Raw genomic sequence first — 22,464 nt, 5'->3', positions numbered from 1 at the left:
CTGTCGGAATCGGAGTCGCTGTCAGAGTCCGAATCGCTGTCGGAATCCGAGTCACTGTCCGAATCCGAGTCGCTGTCGGAATCCGAATCGCTGTCAGAATCCGAATCACTGTCCGAGTCCGAATCGCTGTCGGAATCCGAGTCACTGTCCGAATCCGAGTCGCTGTCCGAGTCAGAGTCGCTGTCAGAGTCCGAATCGCTGTCAGAGTCCGAGTCGCTGTCGGAATCGGAGTCGCTGTCCGAATCCGAGTCACTGTCGGAGTCCGAATCGCTGTCGGAATCCGAGTCATCGCTGAGATCGACAGTCAATTCAAATATCGGGGAACGCTCGCTGACGTTCCCGGCCTTGTCGGTCACCGTCGTGCTCAGGCTGTGGCTACCTTCGGTCAGCGCTCCCGGGGTAAAGCTCCAGCGGCCATCCTCGCCCGCTATCGCAGTGCCCAGGACGGTATCACCGTCATAAATTGTGACCGTGGCACCCGCTTCCGCCGTGCCGCTCAGGGTCGGCGTATCATCATCCGTTACGCTGCCGTTGTTGAGAATGCCTGTTTCTTCACCTGCATTATCAGTCACCTTCAGATCGCTGACCGGCACCACCGTAGTGTCCACCGTAAGTTCAAACGCCGGTGAACGCTCGCTGACGCTCCCGGCTTTGTCGGTCACCGTGGTGCTCAGGCTGTGGCTACCTTCGGCCAGCGCTTCCGGAGTAAAGCTCCAGCGCCCGTCAACACCCGCAATCACGGTGCCCAGCACGGTGTCGCCGTCATAGATCGTGACCGTAGCGCCCGCTTCCGCTGTGCCGCTCAGGGTCGGCGTGGTGTCGTTGGTCAGATCTCCGCTCTGCAGCGGACCAGTGTGCTCAGCTACGTCATCGGTTACCTGTGGAGCGCTGGCAGCGGGCGCAGTGGTATCTATCGTCAGCTCAAACGCCGGTGAACGCTCGCTGACGTTCCCGGCTTTGTCGGTCACCGTCGCGCTGAGGTTGTGGGTCCCCTCGCTCAGCTCCGGTAAAGTGAAGCTCCAGTTGCCATTCTCATCCACCACGACAGTACCTAGTACGGTATCGCCGTCGTAAATCGTTATTGTTGCCCCTGCTTCTGCCGTTCCTTTAATCTCTGGGGTCGTATCGTCGGTTACATCTCCAGAATGCAGAACGCCGGTGATGGGACCGACATTGTCATTCACCGTAATATTCTCTGCCGCGGTAGGTAACTCGGTATCTGAGTCGCTGTCAGAATCCGAATCGCTATCGGCATCGGAGTCGCCATCGCTATCAGAGTCACTATCTGAATCTGAATCTGAATCTGAATCGGAGTCGCTGTCAGAATCCGAATCACTATCCGAATCGGAGTCGCTGTCGGAGTCCGAATCGCTGTCCGAATCCGTATCACTATCGGAGTCCGAGTCACTATCAGCATCTGAGTCGCTTTCAGAGACCGAAGAGTGGTGGTCTTTGTTTGAGGTGCCGGCGAACATTGCCGCAATGCCCAGCAAAGCCGCGCCCGCCATGATCCAACCAGCAATACTTTGTCCTGCGCCACCGGTCGCGATGACTTCTGAAAGATCGCTAATCAGCGAATAGTGTGCTCCATCGGTACCCGCGCCTTCCAACCACCATAATGCGCCGGTCTCATCATCCATAAGAACCAAATCACTGTGCTGCCCATGCTCATCCACAACGAAAAAGTTTTTAATTGTAACGGTGTCACCGTTATGGAGTTTTAGAACAAGATCATTACCTTGGCGGGTATACGAACTTATATCCTCACGTTTAACGTGCAGGAGAACCACTGACTGCGTATTGAGATTAATTTGATTGCCATCAACGGTGTATTCAACACCTGTTTCTTTCACTGTCACATTTATATTTTTCATCAGGTTGCACCCTTGAGATGAAGACGCAGTCAGAGGTATGAGATAATTCTTAATTATGCACCTTATTAGATATACCAGTTCCCGGCGTCCCGCAAGGTTAAAGGCAAACAGATGATTTACATTCTGAAATAAATAAAAAACATTAAATTACAACAAGTTAAAATAATAATCTTACATTTTAAAATGTTAATTAAGGCTATAATTAAAATCGTTACTCACGGTTATTACAATGAAGATAAAATTATGGATAATACATTTCCTATATCACCAAACCTGCTTTCAAGCGCTACCCGAAAAATATCTGTGATATTAGTCATATAAATGACATGAGAAAAAACAATTATTTTTTTAAACTTTAAAATATTTTACAAGGATTCCCCATGTATTTTCTATGGTTTATTTATAAAAAATAAATTATCTGTCGGAGAAGATTTTTCGTAATAAGGGAGATAAAGTCAGGAAGGTGTCCGTTAAACCCACAGAGATAATGTGATTTATTTTTAAATAAAGAAACGTTTCGATGTAGTTTTAATTAAAATTCTGCCCCTATATAACTTAATTAATATTGATAATAAAAAACCCCGTCAGGCGGGGTTTTAGGTTTATCGGGCTAGTCCCAATCGAGGGATCTCAATCGCCGGACAGCGATCCATCACCACGTTAAGTCCAGCATCCCGAGCGAGGACAGCAGCCTGTTCGTTGATTACCCCCAGCTGTAGCCACAGCGTTTTCGCACCGATAGCCACCGCCTCCTGGGCAACGCCCCAGGCCGCTTCCGAGTTACGGAAAACATCGACCATATCTACTTTTTCCGGCACGTCAGCAAGCGTGGCATATCCCTTTTGCCCCAGAAGAGTAGTACCTGCCACCTTAGGGGAAACGGGAATAACGTGATATCCCTGATCCAGAAGGTACTTCATCACCCGGTAGCTGGGGCGGTCAGGTTTGTCGCTTGCTCCCACCAGGGCGATAGTCCGCGTCGAGGTCAGAATACCTGCGATATCATTCTCTTTCATCATCATCCTCCTGCTATTTAGCCCAAGTGTATGCTAATCCGGATGAATCAGCATGAGTCCTGACCTACAGATGCGTCAAATTTTTTCATCCTGACGCTTGCAGCAACAATCACTTCCAGTAATCTATCTACAGGCCAAAATGTGGAATGAAATGATGGAACTAACAACACGTACATTGCCAGCGCGCAAGCATATTGCACTGGTCGCTCACGATCACTGTAAAGATATGCTGATGAAATGGGTCGAGCGCCACCAGCAACTGCTGGCGCAACACACGTTATCGGCAACAGGAACGACCGGAAATCTGGTGTCACGCGCAACCGGGCTGGAGGTGCAGGCGATGCTGAGTGGTCCCATGGGCGGCGACCAGCAGGTAGGAGCGCTGATTTCAGAAGGTAAAATCGATGTATTGATTTTTTTCTGGGATCCGCTGAATGCCGTGCCGCACGATCCGGATGTGAAAGCGTTATTACGTTTGGCAACGGTATGGAATATTCCCGTCGCCACCAACGTTTCGACCGCCGACTTTATTATCCAGTCCCCGCACTTCAACGACCCTGTTGATATCCTGATCCCTGATTATCAACGCTACCTTGCAGAGCGTCTGAAATAAAACCTGCTGGCGGCCATGCCGCCAGTCATTATGGTTTTCTTGCTACCGGGACACCCAGCGCCTCTAACATTTCAACAAACGGCGAAGGTTGTTCTTTATTAAACAATAACCATACGCGTAGACGTGCGCGGGTGATGGCGACATACAGTAAACGCCTCTCTTCGGCATCGGGAAAATCCTCCGGCTGTGGTAATAGCGCCTGCTCCATAATCGACTCGCGCGCCGGTGCGGGAAACGCGTCATCCCCCTCCTGAAGGCCAAGAATAATGACGTAATCTGCCTGTTGCCCTTTGCTGGCATGAATAGTCATAAAATCGAGATGCAGATGCGGCCAGCGCGTGGCGGCTTTCTCCAGCGCCGCCGGCTTCAAATGATGGTAGCGAGCTAACAACAAAATCCGCTGTTCTCGTTTGACATAACCGCTCATTTTATCAAGCAGATCGTCGAGTTTGTCCTGCGCTAGTAACGTCACCGCTTTTTTGTCCCCTGCGACCAGGCTGTTTAGCGGTTTCGTTAACTGATGCGGATTTTGTTGGATAAACCCGTTGGCGACCTCTCCTATCCGACTATTAAATCGGTACGTCGTATCCAGCGCGCAGCAATCTCCTTCGCCAAAATAGTGATTAAAGGCCGTTGTTAAAGAGAGCTGAGCACCGCTAAAACGGTAGATAGCCTGCCAGTCATCGCCAACGGCAAACAGCGTAGTCTGTGTGTTTTGCCGACGTAACGCGGCGAGTAGGGATGCCCGCTGCGGTGAGATATCCTGAAACTCATCCACCAGAATATGCTTCCACGGGCTGACAAAGCGCCCCTTATCCAGAACATTAATCGCCTGATGAATCAGGCCGGAAAAATCGACGGCATTTTCATCTTTTAACGCCGTTTTCCACGCTTTTAGCAAAGGGGCCATCAGCTTGACGCGCTTGCCAAAAAGATCACGTACCTCTTCAGGCGCTCCGGCAATCATTTCCGCCTGCGAGCCGCCATGCATACGCATCAGGCTAACCCAGCGATCAAGGCGACTGGCGATACGACGCTGCAGCGTTTTATCCTGCCAAAAATCCCCTTCTGGGATCTGCCAGTCCATTTCTTCTTCCAGCCACAGTCGCCAGCCTTTCGCCTGCGCTTTTTTCTCCTGGCACTGCTGCTGCCAGCTCTGAACTAAGAGTTTTTGCCGCGCGGCGCTGTCGTTCTCCAGCTTGCTGATCGTCGGAGCTTTTTTACTGCCCTGCTGAATAATATACAGAGCCAGGGAATGAAAAGTGCGCGCAGAGATCTCTTCAGTACCCAGGCGCTCGCGGATGCGCTCATCCATCTCCTGCGCGGCTTGTCGACCAAATGCCAGGAGCAGAATTTGCTCGGCCGCCGCTTCGCCACGAGTCAATAGCCAGCCAGCGCGCGCCACTAATACGGAAGTTTTACCGCTTCCGGCACCTGCCAGCACTAACAACGAACGCTCGCCGTTCACCACTGCGCGCGCCTGAGCCGGATTCAGTGGCGATGATTCTACCGCGGCAAAAAAGCCGCGGTATTGTTCCAGCATTGATTCAGTAAACGTTTGATTATGCTCGAGCCTGGCTTTTTCGGTATTACTCAACCAACTCTGACATTGCCGCCATAACTCGCGGCAGTTATCGAAAGCATCAAGACGGGCTGTTGGCACAGGTAATCCGCCAAGCGCATGGCGTATTTTACGCTGGATATCGGTCACCTGCTGACGCGTCAACCACTTCCCCTCTGCGCTGGAACGCGCCACGTCAGCCAGCTGCTGGCGAAGGACATCAGCGGCGATATCGCTCATTTCCTCGCTCCACTGCTGCCAGAGCGTGTTCAAATGATGGTAAAAACGCTGGGTTTCATTCCATTCGGTGCCATGCAAACGCACAACTTTCTCGCCCGGCAGGATAAATTCCAGTTCCCCCCATACCAGACCACGCTTGCAATGAATTGATAATAACTGATTGAAAGGTATAAGATATTCATGACTGTCGCCGGAAACCTTTACTCCGGCATTAAGAAGTTGCACCCTATCATAAGGATGCTGAGCCATGCGCTTGCCCAATGTTGTCGCTCTAAGTTCCATATAATGTCGAATTTCAATCAGGTTGGATGTTTTTAAGTTTAACCGCCAGCGACCGGGTGCTCCAGCGTAAAAAACGCTACAATGGCCGGGCCTTATTATCCACGGAATTAAACAGAGGGTTTATGCGTACCGTTCTGAATATTTTAAACTTTATCCTTGGCGGATTCGCCACCACGCTCGGCTGGCTTCTGGCGACGTTGGTCAGCATCGTGCTGATCTTTACGCTACCTCTCACCCGCTCCTGCTGGGAGATAACAAAACTCTCTCTTCTACCCTATGGTAATGAAGCCGTTCATGTTGATGAACTCGATCCTCAGGGAAAGAATAGCCTGCTAAACGCGGGCGGGACACTATTGAATATTTTATGGTTTATTTTCTTTGGCTGGTGGCTGTGCCTGATGCACATCTTTTGTGGTATCGCACAATGCCTGACCATCATCGGCATTCCGGTTGGCATCGCCAATTTCAAAATCGCCGCTATTGCTTTATGGCCAGTAGGCCGTCGAGTCGTCTCCGTCGAGACCGCTCGTGCTGCGCGTGAAGCCAATGCGCGCCGCCGCTTTCAGTAACTGAATGGAACACAGAAATGCTCACCCCCCTGCTACGCCGCTATACCCGGAACAGCGCCTGGTTATATAACATCAGGATTTTTATCGCCCTCTGCGGCACGACCGCGTTTCCCTGGTGGCTTGGCGAAGTAAAACTCACGATTCCTTTAACGCTTGGGGTCGTGGCAGCGGCGCTGACCGACCTTGATGACCGCCTGACAGGACGTCTGCGTAATCTGGCCATTACCCTCGTGTGCTTTTTTATTGCCTCGGCCTCGGTGGAACTGCTCTTTCCCTGGCCGTGGTTATTCGCAGCAGGATTAACCGTTTCTACCATCGGCTTTATTTTGCTCGGCGGGCTGGGCCAGCGCTATGCCACAATCGCCTTTGGTGCCTTGTTAATCGCCATCTATACCATGCTGGGGGTAACGCTTTATAGCCACTGGTATCTCCAGCCGCTGTTTTTGCTGGCCGGGGCGGTGTGGTACAACTTACTCACCCTCGCAGGGCATCTTATTTTCCCCATCCGTCCCCTTCAGGATAACCTTGCACGCAGCTACGAGCAGTTGGCGCACTATCTGGAACTTAAATCGCGCCTGTTCGATCCGGATATTGAAGATGAAAGCCAGGCTCCTCTGTATGACCTGGCCATAGCCAACGGCCAGCTAGTGGCAACCCTGAATCAGACCAAAGTTTCCCTGCTGACGCGCCTGCGCGGGGATCGCGGGCAGCGCGGAACGCGTCGCACCCTGCAGTATTACTTCGTGGCGCAGGATATCCACGAACGCGCTAGCTCTTCGCATATTCAATACCAAACGCTGCGCGATCGCTTTCGTTACAGCGACGTGATGTTCCGCTTCCAGCGAATGCTGTCCATGCAGGCGCAGGCCTGCCAGAAACTGTCTCGTGCCATCCTGCTACGCGAACCCTACCTTCACGATACTCACTTTGAGCGCGCTTTTATGCACCTTGACGCCGCGCTCGATCGCGTAAAAGCCAGCGGCGCGCCGGCAGAACAGATTAAGGCACTAGGGTTTTTGCTTAATAACCTACGCGCAATTGACGCCCAGCTGGCGACAATTGAATCTGTCCAGACCACCGCGCAGTTCAGTAACAACACGGAAAACCTGCTGGCTGACGACCAGCCTGGCGGTTTTGGCGATGTCTGGCTGCGCTTACGCAGTAATATGTCCCCCGAGTCCGCCCTGTTTCGCCATGCGGTTCGTATGTCGTTGGTCCTGTGCGCTGGCTACGCTTTTATCCAGCTGACCGGGCTGAATCATGGTTACTGGATATTGCTGACCAGCCTGTTTGTTTGCCAGCCAAACTATAACGCGACTCGACACCGGCTGGCGTTAAGGATAATCGGTACTCTCATCGGCGTGGCGATAGGTCTCCCGGTGCTCCTTCTCGTTCCGTCCGTTGAAGGCCAGCTGTTTTTAATTGTTTTAACCGGCGTGCTGTTCTTCGCTTTCCGTAATGTGCAGTACGCCCATGCGACAATGTTCATTACCCTCCTGGTTTTACTTTGCTTCAACCTCCTGGGTGAAGGTTTTGAAGTCGCCCTACCGCGCATATTTGATACGCTGATCGGCTGCGCTATCGCCTGGGCCGCTGTCAGCTTTATTTGGCCTGACTGGAAATTCCGCAATCTGCCGCGAGTACTCGAACAAGCAATCAACGCTAACTGCCGGTATTTAGACGCCATACTTGAGCAATATCATCAGGGACGCGACAACCGCCTTGCCTATCGCATTGCGCGAAGAGCCGCGCACAACAGGGACGGTGAATTGGCATCAGTAGTCTCAAACTTATCAACTGAACCAAGAGCGGGCTCGCAAATTCGAGAAACCGCGTTTCGTTTGTTGTGCCTGAACCACACTTTTACCAGCTATATTTCAGCCCTGGGCGCCCATAGGGAAAAGCTGACAACGCCAGATATCCTGGCGCTGCTGGACGATGCCGTTTGTTATGTTGATGACGCGCTGCACCACTCGCCGGCCGATGAGCAGCGGGTACAGCAAGCTCTAGCAAGCCTGCAGACCCGGATACAGCATCTCGACCCCCGTGCCGAGAGCAAGGAGCCGCTGGTGCTTCAACAAATCGGACTGCTTCTGGTGCTGCTGCCAGAGATTTGTCGGCTACAGCGACAGGTTGAGATTCAACCTGAATAGGCCTCCCTCTCCTGCATCTGTTCCGCCGCCCACGCCTCAAGCTCCTGACGCTGTTGCGTTGGGAGCGTGGCCGCATGTACGCCGGCAATGGCTCCCTGTAGGCAATAAAGAATATTAACCGTTAGCGCTTTATTCATTTTCCGTAACCTCAGCCAGGCTTCTTTTGCCCCAATCTTACGCAGCGTTAATTCATCGGTGATGCCTGAATTAATCAACTGTAGCTCCATGTGAAAACTGATATTTGGCAAATTTTTCAATCTCCCGGAATGCCGCTGCCGATGTTTTTCATAGCGAGCGCTCTGTAATGACAGCGCTGATAAATGAAAAAGCATATTGCTATCCTGCCAAAGCCCTTCATCAATATGATAATACTTCAGCGCGACCAGACGACCATTCTTCTGCATTTTCAAAAGCGGGTTTTTATGCGCCACGCGGTACTCCGCGCTCTGCTCACAAACCCGAAGATAGATTTCCCCCTCGGCCATCATGGCAAATACGGTGTTGTCTATCGCCAGGCTATAGCCACCAAATAAGGGCCGACAGCTTATTTTTCCTAATGGAGTCAAACATGCCCGAAACTGATGGATCCTAAAACATACAAGTTTCTTCATGATTATTCCTTTGTTAATCATGTAAATAAGACATAAATTTGCTAACGGATCCGTTAATAAAGAAAATAAGTGACTTCTCTTCATGCGGCAACATGAATTATCTCTTTATTTTAATCAGCTTGTTTTTTTGCGAGCGGCTTTCAGAAAATAGCCTTTTGATGAAGTCAAAAGCAGGAAAAGTAAAATGCTTAATTAATATTAATCACATTAGAGCACAAAGTGTCAGGTATCTCTGGTCACTCGTATACGGTTAACGTCATCATTTGTGAGAAAAATTTATCCAGGTAAAAAGCGCGACAACGATGAATTCACATGATGTACGCGCTGACATCCGACACTATCGGCGCTTACTTACCCCCTGAGATGTACAAATTTCATCCAGAAACAGAGAAAATAGAGTTGATCTTTCACCCTGTCGCATATACTGTATATGTATACAGTAACCCACAGGCGGGATAGACTATGTTTACATCAGCTCACGCAAATCGTTCACCACTGACTTCTACTTCAGTACGTCGTCGCTCTCATGACGCTGCCGAACAGCCAGCTAACGGGCTGATCAGTGAAATAGTCTATCGCGAAGATCAGCCTATGATGACGCAGCTACTATTGCTTCCTTTATTACAACAGCTTGGTCAGCAGTCCCGCTGGCAGCTCTGGCTGACTCCACGGCAGAAGCTAAGCCGTGAATGGGTGCAGTCATCCGGTTTACCGCTGTCCAAGGTTATGCAGATCAGCCAGCTCTCCCCCGCTAATACCCTGGAGTCAATGGTTCGCTCACTTCGCACCGGAAATTATAGCGTCGTTATTGGCTGGCTATCAGAAGAACTGAGCATTGAGGAACATGAACGACTGGTTGCCGCTGCAGAAGAGGGTCACGCGATGGGCTTTATCATGCGCCCAGTAAGAAATACCGATCAGCCAGGCAGACAACTTTCCGGGCTAAAAATTCACTCAAATCTGTATCATTAACCGAGTTTAGGATTAATCCTGGAATTTTTTTTGCCCTGACGCGAGATGGGCTTTCTTGATGGGCATTTTTGTTAAAATGCTTGTCTGATGCGGCTTCGCGACTTTTTTTGCTCCGAACAAGTTCAACCGTATTTGTTAAACATAGCGTACACAACCCTTTTTTTTCATATGCCTGACGGAGTTCACACTTGTAAGTTTCGAACTAAGTTGTAGACTTTACATCGCCAGGGGTGATCGGCTTACGCTGCATGTATCAGCATAGTTAACAACAAGTCACGCCCCGGGTGAAGGATTTAACCGTGAGGTCTTCTGAACCTTCATGGCGAATTTTGGATGATAATGAGGCGCAAAAAATGAAAAAGACAGCTATCGCGATTGCAGTGGCACTGGCTGGCTTCGCTACCGTAGCGCAGGCCGCTCCGAAAGATAACACCTGGTACGCAGGTGCTAAACTGGGCTGGTCCCAGTATCACGATACCGGTTTCTACGGTAACGGTTTCAAAGGTAACAATGGTCCGGTTCGTAACGATCAGCTGGGTGCTGGTGCGTTCGGTGGTTACCAGGTTAACCCGTACCTCGGTTTTGAAATGGGCTACGACTGGCTGGGCCGTATGGCTTATAAAGGCAGCGTTGACAACGGCGCTTTCAAAGCTCAGGGCGTTCAGCTGACTGCTAAACTGGGTTACCCGATCACTGACGATCTGGATATCTATACCCGTCTGGGTGGTATGGTTTGGCGCGCAGACTCCAAAGGTAACTACGCTTCTACCGGCGTTTCCCGTAGCGAACACGACACTGGCGTATCCCCGGTATTCGCGGGCGGCTTAGAGTGGGCTGTTACTCGTGACATCGCAACCCGTCTGGAATACCAGTGGGTTAACAACATCGGCGACGCTGGCACCGTTGGTACCCGTCCTGATAACGGCATGCTGAGCCTGGGCGTTTCCTACCGTTTCGGTCAGGACGATGTTGCTCCGGTTGTAGCTCCGGCTCCGGCTCCGGCTCCAGAAGTGACTACCAAGCACTTCACCCTGAAGTCTGACGTTCTGTTCAACTTCAACAAATCTACTCTGAAACCAGAAGGCCAGCAGGCTCTGGATCAGCTGTACACCCAGCTGAGCAACATGGATCCGAAAGACGGTTCCGCAGTTGTTCTGGGCTACACCGACCGTATCGGTTCTGATGCCTACAACCAGCAGCTGTCTGAGAAACGTGCTCAGTCCGTTGTTGATTACCTGGTATCCAAAGGTATCCCGGCTAGCAAAATCTCCGCTCGCGGTATGGGTGAATCCAACCCGGTTACTGGCAACACCTGTGACAACGTGAAAGCTCGTGCAGCTCTGATTGACTGCCTGGGTCCGGATCGTCGCGTAGAGATCGAAGTTAAAGGCTACAAAGACGTTGTAACTCAGCCGCAGGCTTAAGTTATATCGTCAATAAAAAACCCCGCAATGCGGGGTTTTTTTTGGCTTAAATTCCGCGTTCAAAAAACAGCAGCGGAATCCCGGTGCCTGCATCGCTACTCTTTACCTAACAGCACCTGCAAATCATGCTTCAGGCTGGACATCTTGCTGGCATACTTCTCTTTATGCTCAGCATCCTCAATCAACTGCACGATAGTTTCCGACAGCGTTTTACCCCGTCTTTGCGCCAGACCTGCAAGGCGCTGCCAGACCACGAATTCAAGGTCGATAGACTTTTTACGCGTATGCTGATGCTCCGCGTTGAAGTGACGCTTACGTCGGGCGCGGATAGTCTGCTTCATGCGGTTCACTAGCTCTGGATTCATATGCTGCTCAATCCAGGTATTCACCAGCACGGGTTCATTTTCGAGCGTCAGTAATAAATCGACCGCGGCTTGCGCAGCGCTGGCTTCAATGTAGCGGGTAATAAGCTCACCTTCCCGATGCTTTTTTACCAGATAAGTCCATTTCCAGCCGCTTTCAAGATTTTCCAGTTGTTGATATTTCATTGCGATCTCAATGTGACCGTGTAACTCATTTCAGGATATCAGTTTTTTCCTGATGTGCTGAGAATAAATCATCTTTCGTGATGTTGGTAGATTCGTTATCACCACGACAATCGCAATCCCCCGTGTGCTCAGACGCCGCATAATGTATAATCGCGCGTTTTACATCTGACTAAAAAACAGCGACTTTGACCATTACGAAACTTACCCGAAACGACCTTGCTCCTGATACGGAAAGTTATCAGGCGCTGTTTGCACAAGCCGACCTGGCTCACGCAGAGGAATCCCTCTCAGGCGAACTGCAACCCCGTCTCTTTTATGCCCTGGAGCAGCTACTGGTCACTCCAGCCATTTCGCCATTTATGCTGGTTAAAATTCCGGAAGAACCGGAGTACCTGCAATGGCTAGCTAATGAAACCCGAACTTTACATCAACCGGCAGCAACGCTCTGTGGCGTTCACTATCAGGTTGATGGCGGAAAAATCTCTCTTACGCCAGCGCAGACTGCTGAAGATAATTTCGCCAGCGTTGCTCCGGTCGAAGCCGCTGACTGGATCGAAGCAGAGCAGCTGTTTGGCTGCGTGCGCCAGTTTAATGGTGAGATCACCTTACAACCCGGTCTGGTCCATCGCGCCAACGGCGGCGTATTGATTCTCTCCCTGCGCGCCTTACTGGCTCAGCCCCTACTGTGGATGCGGCTAAAAAATATGGTGGCCCGCCAGCGTTTTGACTGGCTGTCATTCGATGAATCTCGCCCTCTTCCGGTGAGCATCCCTTCTATGCCCCTGAGCCTGAAAGTGATCCTCGTCGGCGAGCGGGAATCCCTGGCTGATTTCCAGGAGATGGAACCCGAGCTTTCTGCGCAGGCTATCTACAGCGAATATGAAGATAACCTGCAAATTGCTGATGCAGAGACGCTGAAGCAATGGTGCCAGTGGGTCTGGCAAAATGCTCAACAGCTTGAACTTCCGGGACTGTCCGCTAACGCCTGGCCGCTGCTGATTCAGGAAGGCGCGCGTTATACCGGCGATCAGGAAACTTTGCCGCTGTGCGTTCTCTGGATTGCCCGCCAGCTTCGAGAAGCTGCCGCGTTCTGTGATGGTGAAGAGATTAGCGCCGAAGAGATACAAACCATGCTGGAGCGTCGTCTGTGGCGCGAGGGCTATCTTGCTGAGCGCATCCAGGATGAAATCCTGCAGGAGCAAATCCTGATCGAAACCGAAGGCGAATGCGTAGGACAAATCAACGCACTTTCTGTCATTGAGTTTCCGGGTCACCCTCGCGCGTTTGGCGAGCCTTCGCGTATCAGCTGCGTCGTGCATATTGGCGACGGCGAATTCATCGACGTTGAACGTAAGGCCGAGCTGGGCGGTAACATTCATGCAAAAGGTATGATGATCATGCAGGCGTTTCTGATGTCCGAGCTGGAGCTCGAACAACAGCTTCCCTTCACCGCCTCCCTGACCTTCGAGCAGTCCTACAGCGAAGTGGATGGCGATAGCGCCTCCATGGCCGAACTGTGCGCGCTGATCAGTTCGCTGGCCAATGTACCGATTAATCAGAGCATCGCCGTTACCGGCTCTGTCGATCAGTTTGGTCGCGTACAGCCGGTTGGCGGGCTCAACGAAAAAATTGAGGGCTTCTTCGCTATTTGCCAGCAGCGTGGGCTGACCGGTAAACAGGGCGTCATCATCCCCTCCGCCAACGTTCGTCATCTGAGCCTGGCGCAGGAACTGCAGCAGGCCGTTGCGGATGAACAGTTCTTTATTTGGGCAGTCGATGACGTGTCGGAAGCGCTGCCCATTCTGACCCAGCTGCTCTGGGACGGCGAAGGACAAACTTTACGGCAAACCATTCAGGAACGAATTGCGCAGGCGACACAGCAAGAGAGTCGTCATCGCTTTCCGTGGCCGCTACGCTGGTTAGGCGGTTCAGGTTCGAACTGATCGGACTTGTTCAGCGTACACGTGTTAGCTATCCTGCGTCCCGAACTCAAAATAAGGCTTACTGAAAACATGGTAGATAAACGCGAATCCTATACGAAAGAAGACCTTCTTGCCTCTGGTCGTGGTGAACTATTTGGTGCGAAAGGCCCACAGCTGCCGGCGCCAAGTATGCTGATGATGGACCGCGTCATCAAAATGAGCGAAACCGGTGGTAACTATGACAAGGGTTATGTTGAGGCAGAACTCGATATTAACCCGGACCTGTGGTTCTTCGGTTGCCATTTTATTGGTGACCCGGTAATGCCGGGCTGCCTGGGTCTGGATGCCATGTGGCAGCTGGTTGGCTTCTACCTGGGCTGGTTAGGCGGCGAAGGTAAAGGGCGTGCATTAGGCGTCGGTGAAGTTAAACTCACCGGCCAGATACTGCCAACGGCGAAGAAAGTGACCTACCGTATTCATTTCAAACGCGTGATAAACCGTCGTTTGATTATGGGCCTGGCGGATGGCGAAGTGCTGGTTGACGGGCGTCTGATTTACACCGCGACCGACCTGAAAGTGGGCCTGTTCCAGGACACTTCCGCATTCTGATAAGCAGTGACGCGTTAGAAAAGGCGAAGCCCCCGCGCAGCGGAGGCTTCTTTTTAAAGAGACAGTCAGGCAGTTTGTACCCTGTCCTCCATGGCTTCTCGCCAGCCTCCTAGCCAATAAGACCTTTGGTTTAAGGTCTGGTAAGGACACATTTCCTTCGACCTTCCGGTAATACCGGCCTGGTACCCACGCTGATGTGCCCGTTCCAGGCGATCTCGTTTTTGTCTCTTCATGCCTCGTTTCCCTCATTCTTTGATCTGGTGGAAAAGAAAACAATGGTCACTTAATACGCAACCACGGTTAACGAATACCGCGAATCAGGGATAGCGTCAATGCGCAAAATTCACGCCATTGTCATATTTGTGAGCTACAAGAAAGTTCGTTTGTACAAAAACTGTGAACCAGCACAAGTAACAATCTGATGAGACAAACAAAAAAGCCGCTGCGATTTTCGTTCTCGCAGCGGCTTTTTACTCTTATGAATTTTACTTATGGCAGGCGGTTTAGCTCGCTGGCAATTGCGGTTGCTTCCTGAGTCCAGGCCTGAGCTAAGGTTTTCACCATCGCGTCGTAGCCATCCTCTTGCTGCTTAAGTTCAATATGGAACGGCCGCTTGATCAGCTGCCCCTGATGCTTCAACAGCCACTCGCCGCTGACGATTACCCGGCCATCGTAACGACCGTGAAAACCACTAACGGAGACGTTCAGCGTATCCTGCTCGCTACCCAGCGGTTGAGAAGCGACAACCCATCCCGGTAGCTGGTTGCTAAGGTTCGCCACCAGCGTCGTTCTCAGCTGTTGATCGAGCGGGCTAGCCCACAGATTGTTGTTGGCAATCACATACTGGACATCGGTGGTCTGATAAACCACCCCGTTACCGGCCAGATAATCTGGAATGCTCACCTGCTCGACCCACAGCAAATTTTTGCTTTGGTGGGCGGCGCTTTGCGCGCCTCCCTGCGCCACCGGAAGCTGATAGTAAGTTTTACTGTCGCCGCCGCTGCTGCATGCCGTCAGCGCGCAAACCGCCGCCGCTATTAGCCATTTCTTCATTATTTCGCTCCCTTCGGCTGCGGATCTTTTTTATCCTTCGCCTCAAATACCAGCGCATTGCTCTTATCATTGAGCGTTTTCAGTACCGGCTGCAGTTCACGAAGAACCTGATCGAGACGCTGCATATCCGCAACCATCTTATTGTATGCCGCCGATCCCGGCTGGAAGCCCTGCATACTACGATTAAGTTCACGCAACGTATTCTGCATATCGCCCGGTAGCTGCTGCATCGACTGACTTGACGTTATCTTGTTCAGACTATCCAGCGTCGCCTGTACGTGCTGCATCGTTTTTTCACTTTGCGCCAGCGTACTGGTTGCCTGCTCCAGCAGCGGGTTAATGGGCAGATTATTAATCTTATCCAGCGCGTCCATCAGGCGCTGCTGAATCTGCGCCAGGCCACCGCTCACGGTTGGAATAATCGGATAACCGCCAAACTCCTGGAACTTGCCGCGCGCTGGCGCTTTCGGGTAGAAGTCGAGATCGATATACAGCGCCCCGGTGACCAGGTTACCGGTTTTAAGTGAACCACGCAGTCCACGGTTCATCAGATCATCGATATGCTTACGAATGTCAGGATCGGCGCCTAATTGATTGATCAGGCGTTCAGGCTCAATCCGCACTTCGACCGGAATACGATAGTCGTCGTTTAAGTTCTGCTTCAGGCCAGGGATAAAGAACGGTACTTTACCCACGGTCCCAAGGCGGATACCGCGGAACTCAACCGGCGCGCCGGGCTGCAGACCGCGAATCGAATCTTTAAAGAACATTACGTAGTCAATATGCTGAGTAAACACCGAATCCTGAATGCTGCGCTGATCGTCAAACAGATGATATTCGGTTTTATTCGCCACCGGCTCACCTAGCGGCAGCCCTTCGGGAATATCAAAGCTGACGCCGCCGCCAAACAGGGTCGACAGCGATCCCATTTCAACGCGCATACCCGCAGCGGTTAGATCTACCGCAATACCGCTATCCTTCCAGAAGCGTACGTTATTGGTTACCAGCCGATCGTTAGGCGCGCTGATAAACAGTTGATAAGTAATGTTCCGTTTTTGCGCATCGAAGGTGCTGGTTTCAACTGAACCTACGCGATAGCCGCGGAAAAGCACCGGATCGCCGGGAGAAAGCTGACCCGCTTTACTGCTTTCCAGCAGGATACGAATACCTTTTGCATCAGGGGATGCCAACGGCGGTGAATCCAACAGCGGGTACTGCGCCGGGACAGAACCTTTGGTACCCGGCTGCAGTTCGATATAGGCGCCGGATAGCAACGTCCCCAGACCGCTAATCCCTTCACGACCTACCTGCGGTTTAACCACCCAAAATACCGAATCCTGGTGCAGCAGTTTTTCCATGCCTGAATTCAACCGGGCTTTAACTTCCACGTGGGTCAGGTCATCCGTCAGCGTTGCGCTTTCAATCACGCCGACATCAACGCTGCGGCTTTTGATCCGGGTTTTCCCCCCTTCAATTCCCTCTGCGTTAGTCGTAATCAGGGTCACTTCCGGCCCCTGGTGACTATAGTGATAAAAAAGAATCCAGGCGCCAATGAGCGCCGTTACTATCGGGAAGATCCACACCGGTGACCAGTTTTTCACCTTTTGCACCTTCGCTTCTCCGCTCTTATTTTCCATGCTGCAGTCTTTCCTCACGGCTTGAATCTGGCTCACGATCCCACAATAAACGAGGGTCAAACGTCATGGCCGAAAACATTGTCATTACTACGACCAGCGCAAACATCACTGCTCCTATCGCCGGATAGATATTCATTAATCCACCAATGCGTACCAGAGCGGAGAGGACTGCGATAACAAACACATCAATCATTGACCAGCGGCCAACAAACTCGACGACTTCATAGATCAGATGCATGCGCTCCGAGTCGCGCTCTCCCTTGCCGCTGGCGTTCCAGCAAAGCCAGGCAATGGCAATCATCTTTAAGGTCGGAACCATAATACTGGCGATAAATATCACCATAGCGACCGGATACGATCCTTCACTCCACAGCAGGATCACCCCCGCCATAATAGTTGAGGGCATTTTATCGCCCAGCAGGTCGGTAATCATGATCGGCAAAATATTGGCGGGCATGTAGAGGATCAACGAAGTCACCAGCAGCGCCAGCGTCCACTGCAGGCTGTTTTTACGCCGGGCGGTTCCCCTGGTACGGCAGCGCGGACAAACGGCCTCATCCATAGGCAATACCGCCGTGCAGCATGAACACGAGCGTAGCCCCTGACGCAGACCGGAAACGCCGACTTTTAGCGGCTGTTTAATCGGCGGCATTGGCGCAATGTCATCCCATAACCAGCGGCGATCCACGCACTGGAACGTCCGCAGCTGTAACAGGCAGAACATACACCAGGGAATAAAACTCAGGCCAATGCCGATATCGCCGTAGGCCATCAGCTTAACGAAGCTGACCAGTACCCCGGCGAGGAAGATCTCCGCCATCCCCCAGGTTTTAAGGTGAAACAGGATCCGCGCCAGGAAGGCTTTCAGCCCGGAAGGCATGCCCACCCGGTTGACCAGCAGCAGTATCGTGACCAGGCAGAAAGCCGGCACCAGCTGTACGAACAGTAAAAAGAAAGTCCCGAGGCTGGCGTAATCCTCGGTAAACAGCACATTTGGAATTTCCAGTAGCTCAATTTCGCTGCTGATCCCCCCAACCTTCATATAGATGAAGGGGAAAAGATTGGCCAGCAGCAGCATGAACAACGCGACCAGCGCATAGGCTGTGGGACGCTGCCGGGGCGCGTCCCATGACGTTGTTAATGTCGTTCCGCAACGCGGACACGTAGCTTTCTGGCGATGCTCCAGCTGCGGCAAAGCCACCAGCAGATCACATTGTCGACACAGGATATGCCGCGCAGCATGATGATGATCGCACATGAAAACTCCTCAGCTTATGCGCCGTTTTTTAATCCTTCGAGATATTCCCAGCGTTCGAAGGCGGTTTCCAGCGCCTGCTCCGCTTCACTCAGCTGCGCAAGCACCTGCTGCGTATGGTCATGCGATTGCCCAAAGAAAGAAGGGTCGGCAACCTGCTCCTGCAACTTCTGCAGCTGGGCTTCCAGCTCTTCCAGTTTCTGCGGCAGCTGCTCCAGCTCGCGCTGCAGGTTATAGCTTAGTTTGCTGGCAGCGCGTTTGACACTTTCTGCTTTCGGTTGAGCAACTTCAACAGACTTTTTAGAAACCGACTGCTTTTTCGCCAGATACTGGGCCTGCTGACCGCGGGCGTCATGATAGCCGCCGACGTATTGACCAATTTGTCCCGCGCCTTCGAAGATCCAACACTCCGTAACCGTGTTATCAACAAACTGACGGTCGTGGCTAACCAGCATCACGGTTCCCTGATAGCCGTCAACCAGCTCTTCCAGCAGTTCCAGGGTTTCGACATCCAGATCGTTTGTCGGTTCATCGAGAATCAACAGGTTGCTGGGCTTGAGGAACAGACGCGCCAGCAGCAGACGGTTACGCTCACCGCCCGACAGCGCGCGCACCGGCGTCATCGCGCGTTTTGGATGGAACATAAAGTCCTGCAGATAGCCCAGGACGTGGCGCGGCTTGCCGTTCACCATCACTTCCTGTTTACCTTCCGCGAGGTTATCCATCACCGTTTTATCCGGATCAAGTTCCGCGCGGTGCTGGTCGAAGTAAGCGACCTCCAGCTTGGTACCCACGTGAATGCGTCCGCTATCCGCCTGCAGCTGACCAAGCATCAGCTTCAGCAGCGTGGTTTTCCCGCAGCCGTTGGGGCCAATCAACGCAATTTTGTCGCCGCGCTGGATTTGGGCGGTGAAATCTTTCACCAGCACCTTGCCATCAACCTGGTAGTTGACGTTCTCCATTTCGAACACGATCTTGCCCGAACGCGCGGCCTCTTCGACCTGCATCTTCGCGCTGCCCATCACTTCACGGCGCTCACCGCGCTCGCGACGCATGGCTTTTAACGCCCGTACGCGCCCTTCGTTACGGGTACGACGCGCTTTGATCCCCTGGCGGATCCACACTTCTTCCTGCGCCAGCTTGCGATCGAACTCCGCGTTCTGCAATTCTTCCACGCGCAGCGCTTCTTCTTTATCCAACAGATACTGATCGTAGTTACCTGGATAGGTCACCAGCTTGCCGCGATCGAGATCGACGATTCGCGTCGCCATATTGCGGATAAAGGAACGATCGTGCGAAATAAAAATAATGGTGCCTTTGAACATCTTCAGGAAACCTTCCAGCCAGTCGATAGTTTCAATATCGAGGTGGTTGGTCGGTTCATCGAGCAGCAGCACGCGCGGCCCGCTGACCAGCGCGCGGCCAAGAGCCGCTTTACGCAGCCAGCCGCCGGAAAGCGAGGAGAGCTCGGCGTTAGGATCGAGATTGAGCTGTTCCAGCACTTCATTAATGCGGCTATCGAGCTGCCACAGGCCTAAATTATCCAGCTGCTCCTGCAGACGCGCCAGTTCGTTCAGATTCTTATCACTCGGATCGGTCATCACCAGCTGCGAAACATCGTGATAACCCTTGAGGTAAGCCGCTTGTTCCGCAATCCCTTCGGCCACAAAGTCGTAAACGGTGCCGGTAACATTACGCGGCGGATCCTGCTGTAAACGTGCCACAACCAGATCCAGTTCATAGATAATGCGCCCGTCATCGAGACCCTGTTCACGATTGAGGATCTTCATCAGGGTCGATTTACCCGCACCGTTGCGTCCAACCAGGCAGACGCGTTCGTTATCTTCGATATGCAGTTCAGCATTATCCAGCAGCGGCGCATCGCTGAAAGAGAGCCAGGCGCCGTGCATACTAATTAAAGACATTCTTTATTCCTTTCAGGCTGCGGTAATCAGCCAGCAGTTGTGAATCTGACGGTTACGGGCAAAATCCTGAGACAGCGTTTTTTGCGTGATCTCCTGCGCCTTCAGGCCCAGCTGCGCCAGCCCGTCATGATCCATACGGAAACCGCGTTTGTTGTTCGAGAACATAATCGTGCCGCCTTTACGCAGCAGACGTTTTAAATCGGTCATCAGACGCAAATGGTCGCGCTGAACGTCAAACGCATCATCCATACGCTTGGAGTTGGAGAAGGTTGGCGGATCGATAAAGATCAGGTCGAACTGTTCGGTCGTCTCACGCAGCCAGCCCAGCACATCGGCCTGCATCAGGCGATGCGCGCGGCCGGTTAAGCCATTGAGGCGCAGGTTACGTTCAGCCCATTCAAGATAGGTACGGGACATATCGACCGTCGTCGTGGAGCGCGCGCCGCCAAGGCCGGCGTGAACGCTGGCGCTGCCGGTGTAGGAGAACAGGTTGAGGAAGTCTTTGCCTTTGCTCATCTGCCCCAGCATGCGGCGAGCGATACGGTGGTCGAGGAACAGGCCGGTATCCAGGTAATCGGTCAGGTTGACCCACAGACGCGCATTATACTCCTGCACCTCAATGAATTCGCCTTTCTCGCCCATTTTCTGATACTGGTTTTTACCTTTCTGCCGCTCGCGGGTTTTCAGCACCAGCTTGTTCGGCGCAATCCCCAGTACCGCAATGGTGGCGGCAATAATATCAAATAAGCGCTGGCGGGCTTTATGCGCGTCAACGGTTTTCGGCGGCGCGTACTCCTGCACCACCACCCAATCGGCGTAGCGGTCGATGGCGACGTTATACTCCGGGAGGTCGGCATCATACAGGCGATAGCATTCAATACCTTCCTGACGCGCCCACTTCTCGTATTTTTTCAGGTTCTTGCGCAGGCGGTTGGCGAAATCTTCCGCCAGCATCGCGGTTTTGCCGCCTTCGTTTTCTGCAAGATGGTAGTTCTTCTGGACGCAGTCGAGCGGGCCGTTTTTCGCTTTAAACTGTTTATCAGCACGAAGCTGCAGGCAGCTCAGCAGATCCGGCGAGGCGCTAAACAGCGACAGGTTCCAGCCGCCAAACTGGTTCTTCATAATCCGCCCCAGCAGGCTATGCAGGGCAATCAGCGCCGGTTCACTCTCCAGACGCTCGCCGTACGGCGGGTTGCTTATAACCGTGCCGTAAGGGCCCTTCGGCAGCGGATTGCTCAACTGGGCAACATCTTTCACTTCGAAGGTAATCAGTTCGCCAATACCGGCGCGGCGGGCGTTACGCTGCGCGCGTTCGATAACGCGGGCGTCAACGTCGGAACCGTAAAAGCGCGACTCATACGCCGCCAGTCCCTGACGGGCGCGGGTTTGCGCTTCGGCTTTCACTTCTTTCCAGATAGCATCGTCATGCTGCGCCCAGCCGCCAAAACCCCAATGACCGCGGTGTAAACCCGGCGCACGATCGGTGGCCAGCATCGCCGCTTCAATCAGCAGCGTACCGGATCCGCACATCGGATCGAGCAGCGGCGTACCCGAGGCCCAGCCGGAACGCATCACTATCGCCGCGGCCAGGTTTTCTTTGATTGGCGCCATGCCGGTCCCGTCGCGGTAGCCGCGCAGGTGCAGGCCCTCGCCGCTGAGATCCAGGGAAATATGCGCGGTCTCTTTATTTAGCCAGACGTTAATACGCAGATCGGGGTTTTCGCGATCGACGTTGGGACGCGGCAGGTTCTTACGCGTAAAGCTGTCGACGATGGCGTCTTTAACCTTCAACGCTCCGTACTGGCTGTTACGAATCTCTTCGTTCAGCCCGCTAAAGTGCACGGCAAAAGTGGCATCCTGGCTGAAAATCTCGGTCCATGGAATAGCCTGTACGCCAAGATACAGATCCAGGTCGCTGTAGACGCTGCACTGCCCCAGCGGCAGCATAATCCGCGAAGCCAGCCGGCTCCACATCAGGCTTTGATACAGCAACCGCGTATCTCCCTGAAAATGGACCCCGCCCTGGACCAACTGGCAGTCCATCGCGCCCAGTCCTTCCAGTTCAGTTTTTAACAGCTCTTCCAGCCCACGAGCCGTACTGGCAAACAGAGAATTCATATCGTCACTTTTACTAAAAGAAAATTGGTGCGCATTATAGCCAATATGCGCCCCATGTCATAAAGTTAAAGGCTTATTTTTA

18 protein-coding genes are annotated in these 22,464 nt (G+C 52.5%); 7 read left to right on the top strand and 11 right to left on the bottom strand.

What is annotated here, in order from left to right:
* Together CMQ96_RS15845 and CMQ96_RS15840 are read right to left on the bottom strand one after the other, a co-directional pair.
* Positions 1-1,874 (bottom strand): Ig-like domain-containing protein (locus CMQ96_RS15845; protein ID WP_141522391.1); only part of this gene is annotated, 1,874 nt, incomplete at its 3' end.
* 602 nt (positions 1,875-2,476) lie between these two features.
* Positions 2,477-2,890 carry a CoA-binding protein gene (locus CMQ96_RS15840; RefSeq protein ID WP_004871554.1) on the bottom strand — a complete coding sequence of 138 codons (414 nt, stop codon included), beginning with the start codon at positions 2,888-2,890 and terminating at the stop codon, positions 2,477-2,479.
* Positions 2,891-3,044: 154 nt separating this feature from the next.
* On the opposite strand from CMQ96_RS15840, the gene mgsA reads away from it, so the two are divergent.
* Positions 3,045-3,503: a methylglyoxal synthase gene (gene mgsA, locus CMQ96_RS15835; protein WP_024360052.1), complete on the top strand. Its 459-nt coding sequence runs from the start codon at positions 3,045-3,047 to the stop codon at positions 3,501-3,503.
* Positions 3,504-3,531: 28 nt separating this feature from the next.
* Here mgsA and helD read toward each other — a convergent pair whose 3' ends face one another.
* Positions 3,532-5,586, bottom strand: coding sequence for a DNA helicase IV (helD, locus tag CMQ96_RS15830; RefSeq protein WP_064342416.1), 2,055 nt, complete (start codon positions 5,584-5,586; stop codon positions 3,532-3,534).
* 122 nt (positions 5,587-5,708) lie between these two features.
* On the opposite strand from helD, the gene CMQ96_RS15825 reads away from it, so the two are divergent.
* Together CMQ96_RS15825 and yccS are read left to right on the top strand one after the other, a co-directional pair.
* Positions 5,709-6,155: a YccF domain-containing protein gene (locus tag CMQ96_RS15825; RefSeq protein WP_004871560.1), complete on the top strand. Its 447-nt coding sequence runs from the start codon at positions 5,709-5,711 to the stop codon at positions 6,153-6,155.
* 17 nt (positions 6,156-6,172) lie between these two features.
* Positions 6,173-8,308 carry a YccS family putative transporter gene (yccS, locus tag CMQ96_RS15820; protein WP_098067009.1) on the top strand — a complete coding sequence of 712 codons (2,136 nt, stop codon included), beginning with the start codon at positions 6,173-6,175 and terminating at the stop codon, positions 8,306-8,308.
* On the opposite strand, the gene CMQ96_RS15815 is transcribed toward yccS, so the two are convergent.
* The gene (locus CMQ96_RS15815; protein ID WP_098067008.1) at positions 8,296-8,919 is read right to left on the bottom strand and encodes a TfoX/Sxy family DNA transformation protein; all 624 of its coding nucleotides are present in this window, start codon (positions 8,917-8,919) and stop codon (positions 8,296-8,298) included. The two genes, yccS and CMQ96_RS15815, sit on opposite strands and share 13 nt — an antisense overlap.
* A gap of 462 nt (positions 8,920-9,381) precedes the next feature.
* Between CMQ96_RS15815 and sulA the strand changes: the two genes are divergently transcribed.
* Together sulA and ompA are read left to right on the top strand one after the other, a co-directional pair.
* Positions 9,382-9,891 (top strand): SOS-induced cell division inhibitor SulA, encoded by a 510-nt coding sequence (gene sulA, locus CMQ96_RS15810; protein WP_004131018.1) that lies wholly within the window; start codon positions 9,382-9,384, stop codon positions 9,889-9,891.
* 353 nt (positions 9,892-10,244) lie between these two features.
* Complete coding sequence (gene ompA, locus CMQ96_RS15805) at positions 10,245-11,315, top strand: porin OmpA (protein WP_004871566.1); 1,071 nt, start codon at positions 10,245-10,247, stop codon at positions 11,313-11,315.
* 95 nt (positions 11,316-11,410) lie between these two features.
* Here the strand turns inward: ompA and matP are convergent, their stop codons facing one another.
* Positions 11,411-11,863, bottom strand: a complete 453-nt coding sequence (gene matP, locus CMQ96_RS15800) for a macrodomain Ter protein MatP (protein ID WP_004871567.1) — start codon at positions 11,861-11,863, stop codon at positions 11,411-11,413.
* A gap of 185 nt (positions 11,864-12,048) precedes the next feature.
* Here matP and CMQ96_RS15795 point away from each other — a divergent pair, with 185 nt between their 5' ends.
* Together CMQ96_RS15795 and fabA are read left to right on the top strand one after the other, a co-directional pair.
* On the top strand, positions 12,049-13,806 hold the full coding sequence (locus CMQ96_RS15795; RefSeq protein WP_082237371.1) for a Lon protease family protein: 1,758 nt from the start codon (positions 12,049-12,051) through the stop codon (positions 13,804-13,806).
* Between the two features lie 69 nt (positions 13,807-13,875).
* On the top strand, positions 13,876-14,394 hold the full coding sequence (fabA, locus tag CMQ96_RS15790) for a bifunctional 3-hydroxydecanoyl-ACP dehydratase/trans-2-decenoyl-ACP isomerase (RefSeq protein ID WP_004131011.1): 519 nt from the start codon (positions 13,876-13,878) through the stop codon (positions 14,392-14,394).
* Between the two features lie 65 nt (positions 14,395-14,459).
* Here the strand turns inward: fabA and rmf are convergent, their stop codons facing one another.
* From rmf to rlmKL, 6 genes are all read right to left on the bottom strand, one after another.
* Positions 14,460-14,627: a ribosome modulation factor gene (gene rmf / locus CMQ96_RS15785; protein WP_004871568.1), complete on the bottom strand. Its 168-nt coding sequence runs from the start codon at positions 14,625-14,627 to the stop codon at positions 14,460-14,462.
* 256 nt (positions 14,628-14,883) lie between these two features.
* Positions 14,884-15,447, bottom strand: coding sequence for a membrane integrity-associated transporter subunit PqiC (gene pqiC, locus CMQ96_RS15780; RefSeq protein ID WP_004871569.1), 564 nt, complete (start codon positions 15,445-15,447; stop codon positions 14,884-14,886).
* Positions 15,447-17,084 carry an intermembrane transport protein PqiB gene (gene pqiB / locus CMQ96_RS15775; protein ID WP_004871571.1) on the bottom strand — a complete coding sequence of 546 codons (1,638 nt, stop codon included), beginning with the start codon at positions 17,082-17,084 and terminating at the stop codon, positions 15,447-15,449. The genes pqiC and pqiB overlap by 1 nt, the downstream gene beginning before the upstream one ends.
* The gene (gene pqiA, locus CMQ96_RS15770; RefSeq protein WP_098067007.1) at positions 17,074-18,342 is read right to left on the bottom strand and encodes a membrane integrity-associated transporter subunit PqiA; all 1,269 of its coding nucleotides are present in this window, start codon (positions 18,340-18,342) and stop codon (positions 17,074-17,076) included. The genes pqiB and pqiA overlap by 11 nt, the downstream gene beginning before the upstream one ends.
* A gap of 14 nt (positions 18,343-18,356) precedes the next feature.
* Positions 18,357-20,264, bottom strand: a complete 1,908-nt coding sequence (locus CMQ96_RS15765; RefSeq protein ID WP_024360058.1) for an ABC transporter ATP-binding protein — start codon at positions 20,262-20,264, stop codon at positions 18,357-18,359.
* A gap of 12 nt (positions 20,265-20,276) precedes the next feature.
* Complete coding sequence (gene rlmKL, locus CMQ96_RS15760) at positions 20,277-22,382, bottom strand: bifunctional 23S rRNA (guanine(2069)-N(7))-methyltransferase RlmK/23S rRNA (guanine(2445)-N(2))-methyltransferase RlmL (RefSeq protein WP_098067006.1); 2,106 nt, start codon at positions 22,380-22,382, stop codon at positions 20,277-20,279.
* Positions 22,383-22,464 lie beyond the last annotated feature (82 nt).

This window comes from Klebsiella sp. MBT K-1 (assembly GCF_002556465.1).
GTDB lineage: Bacteria > Pseudomonadota > Gammaproteobacteria > Enterobacterales > Enterobacteriaceae > Klebsiella > Klebsiella grimontii.
Note: the sequence above shows the minus strand (reverse complement) of the source record. Positions and strands in the feature narration are given on the sequence as shown.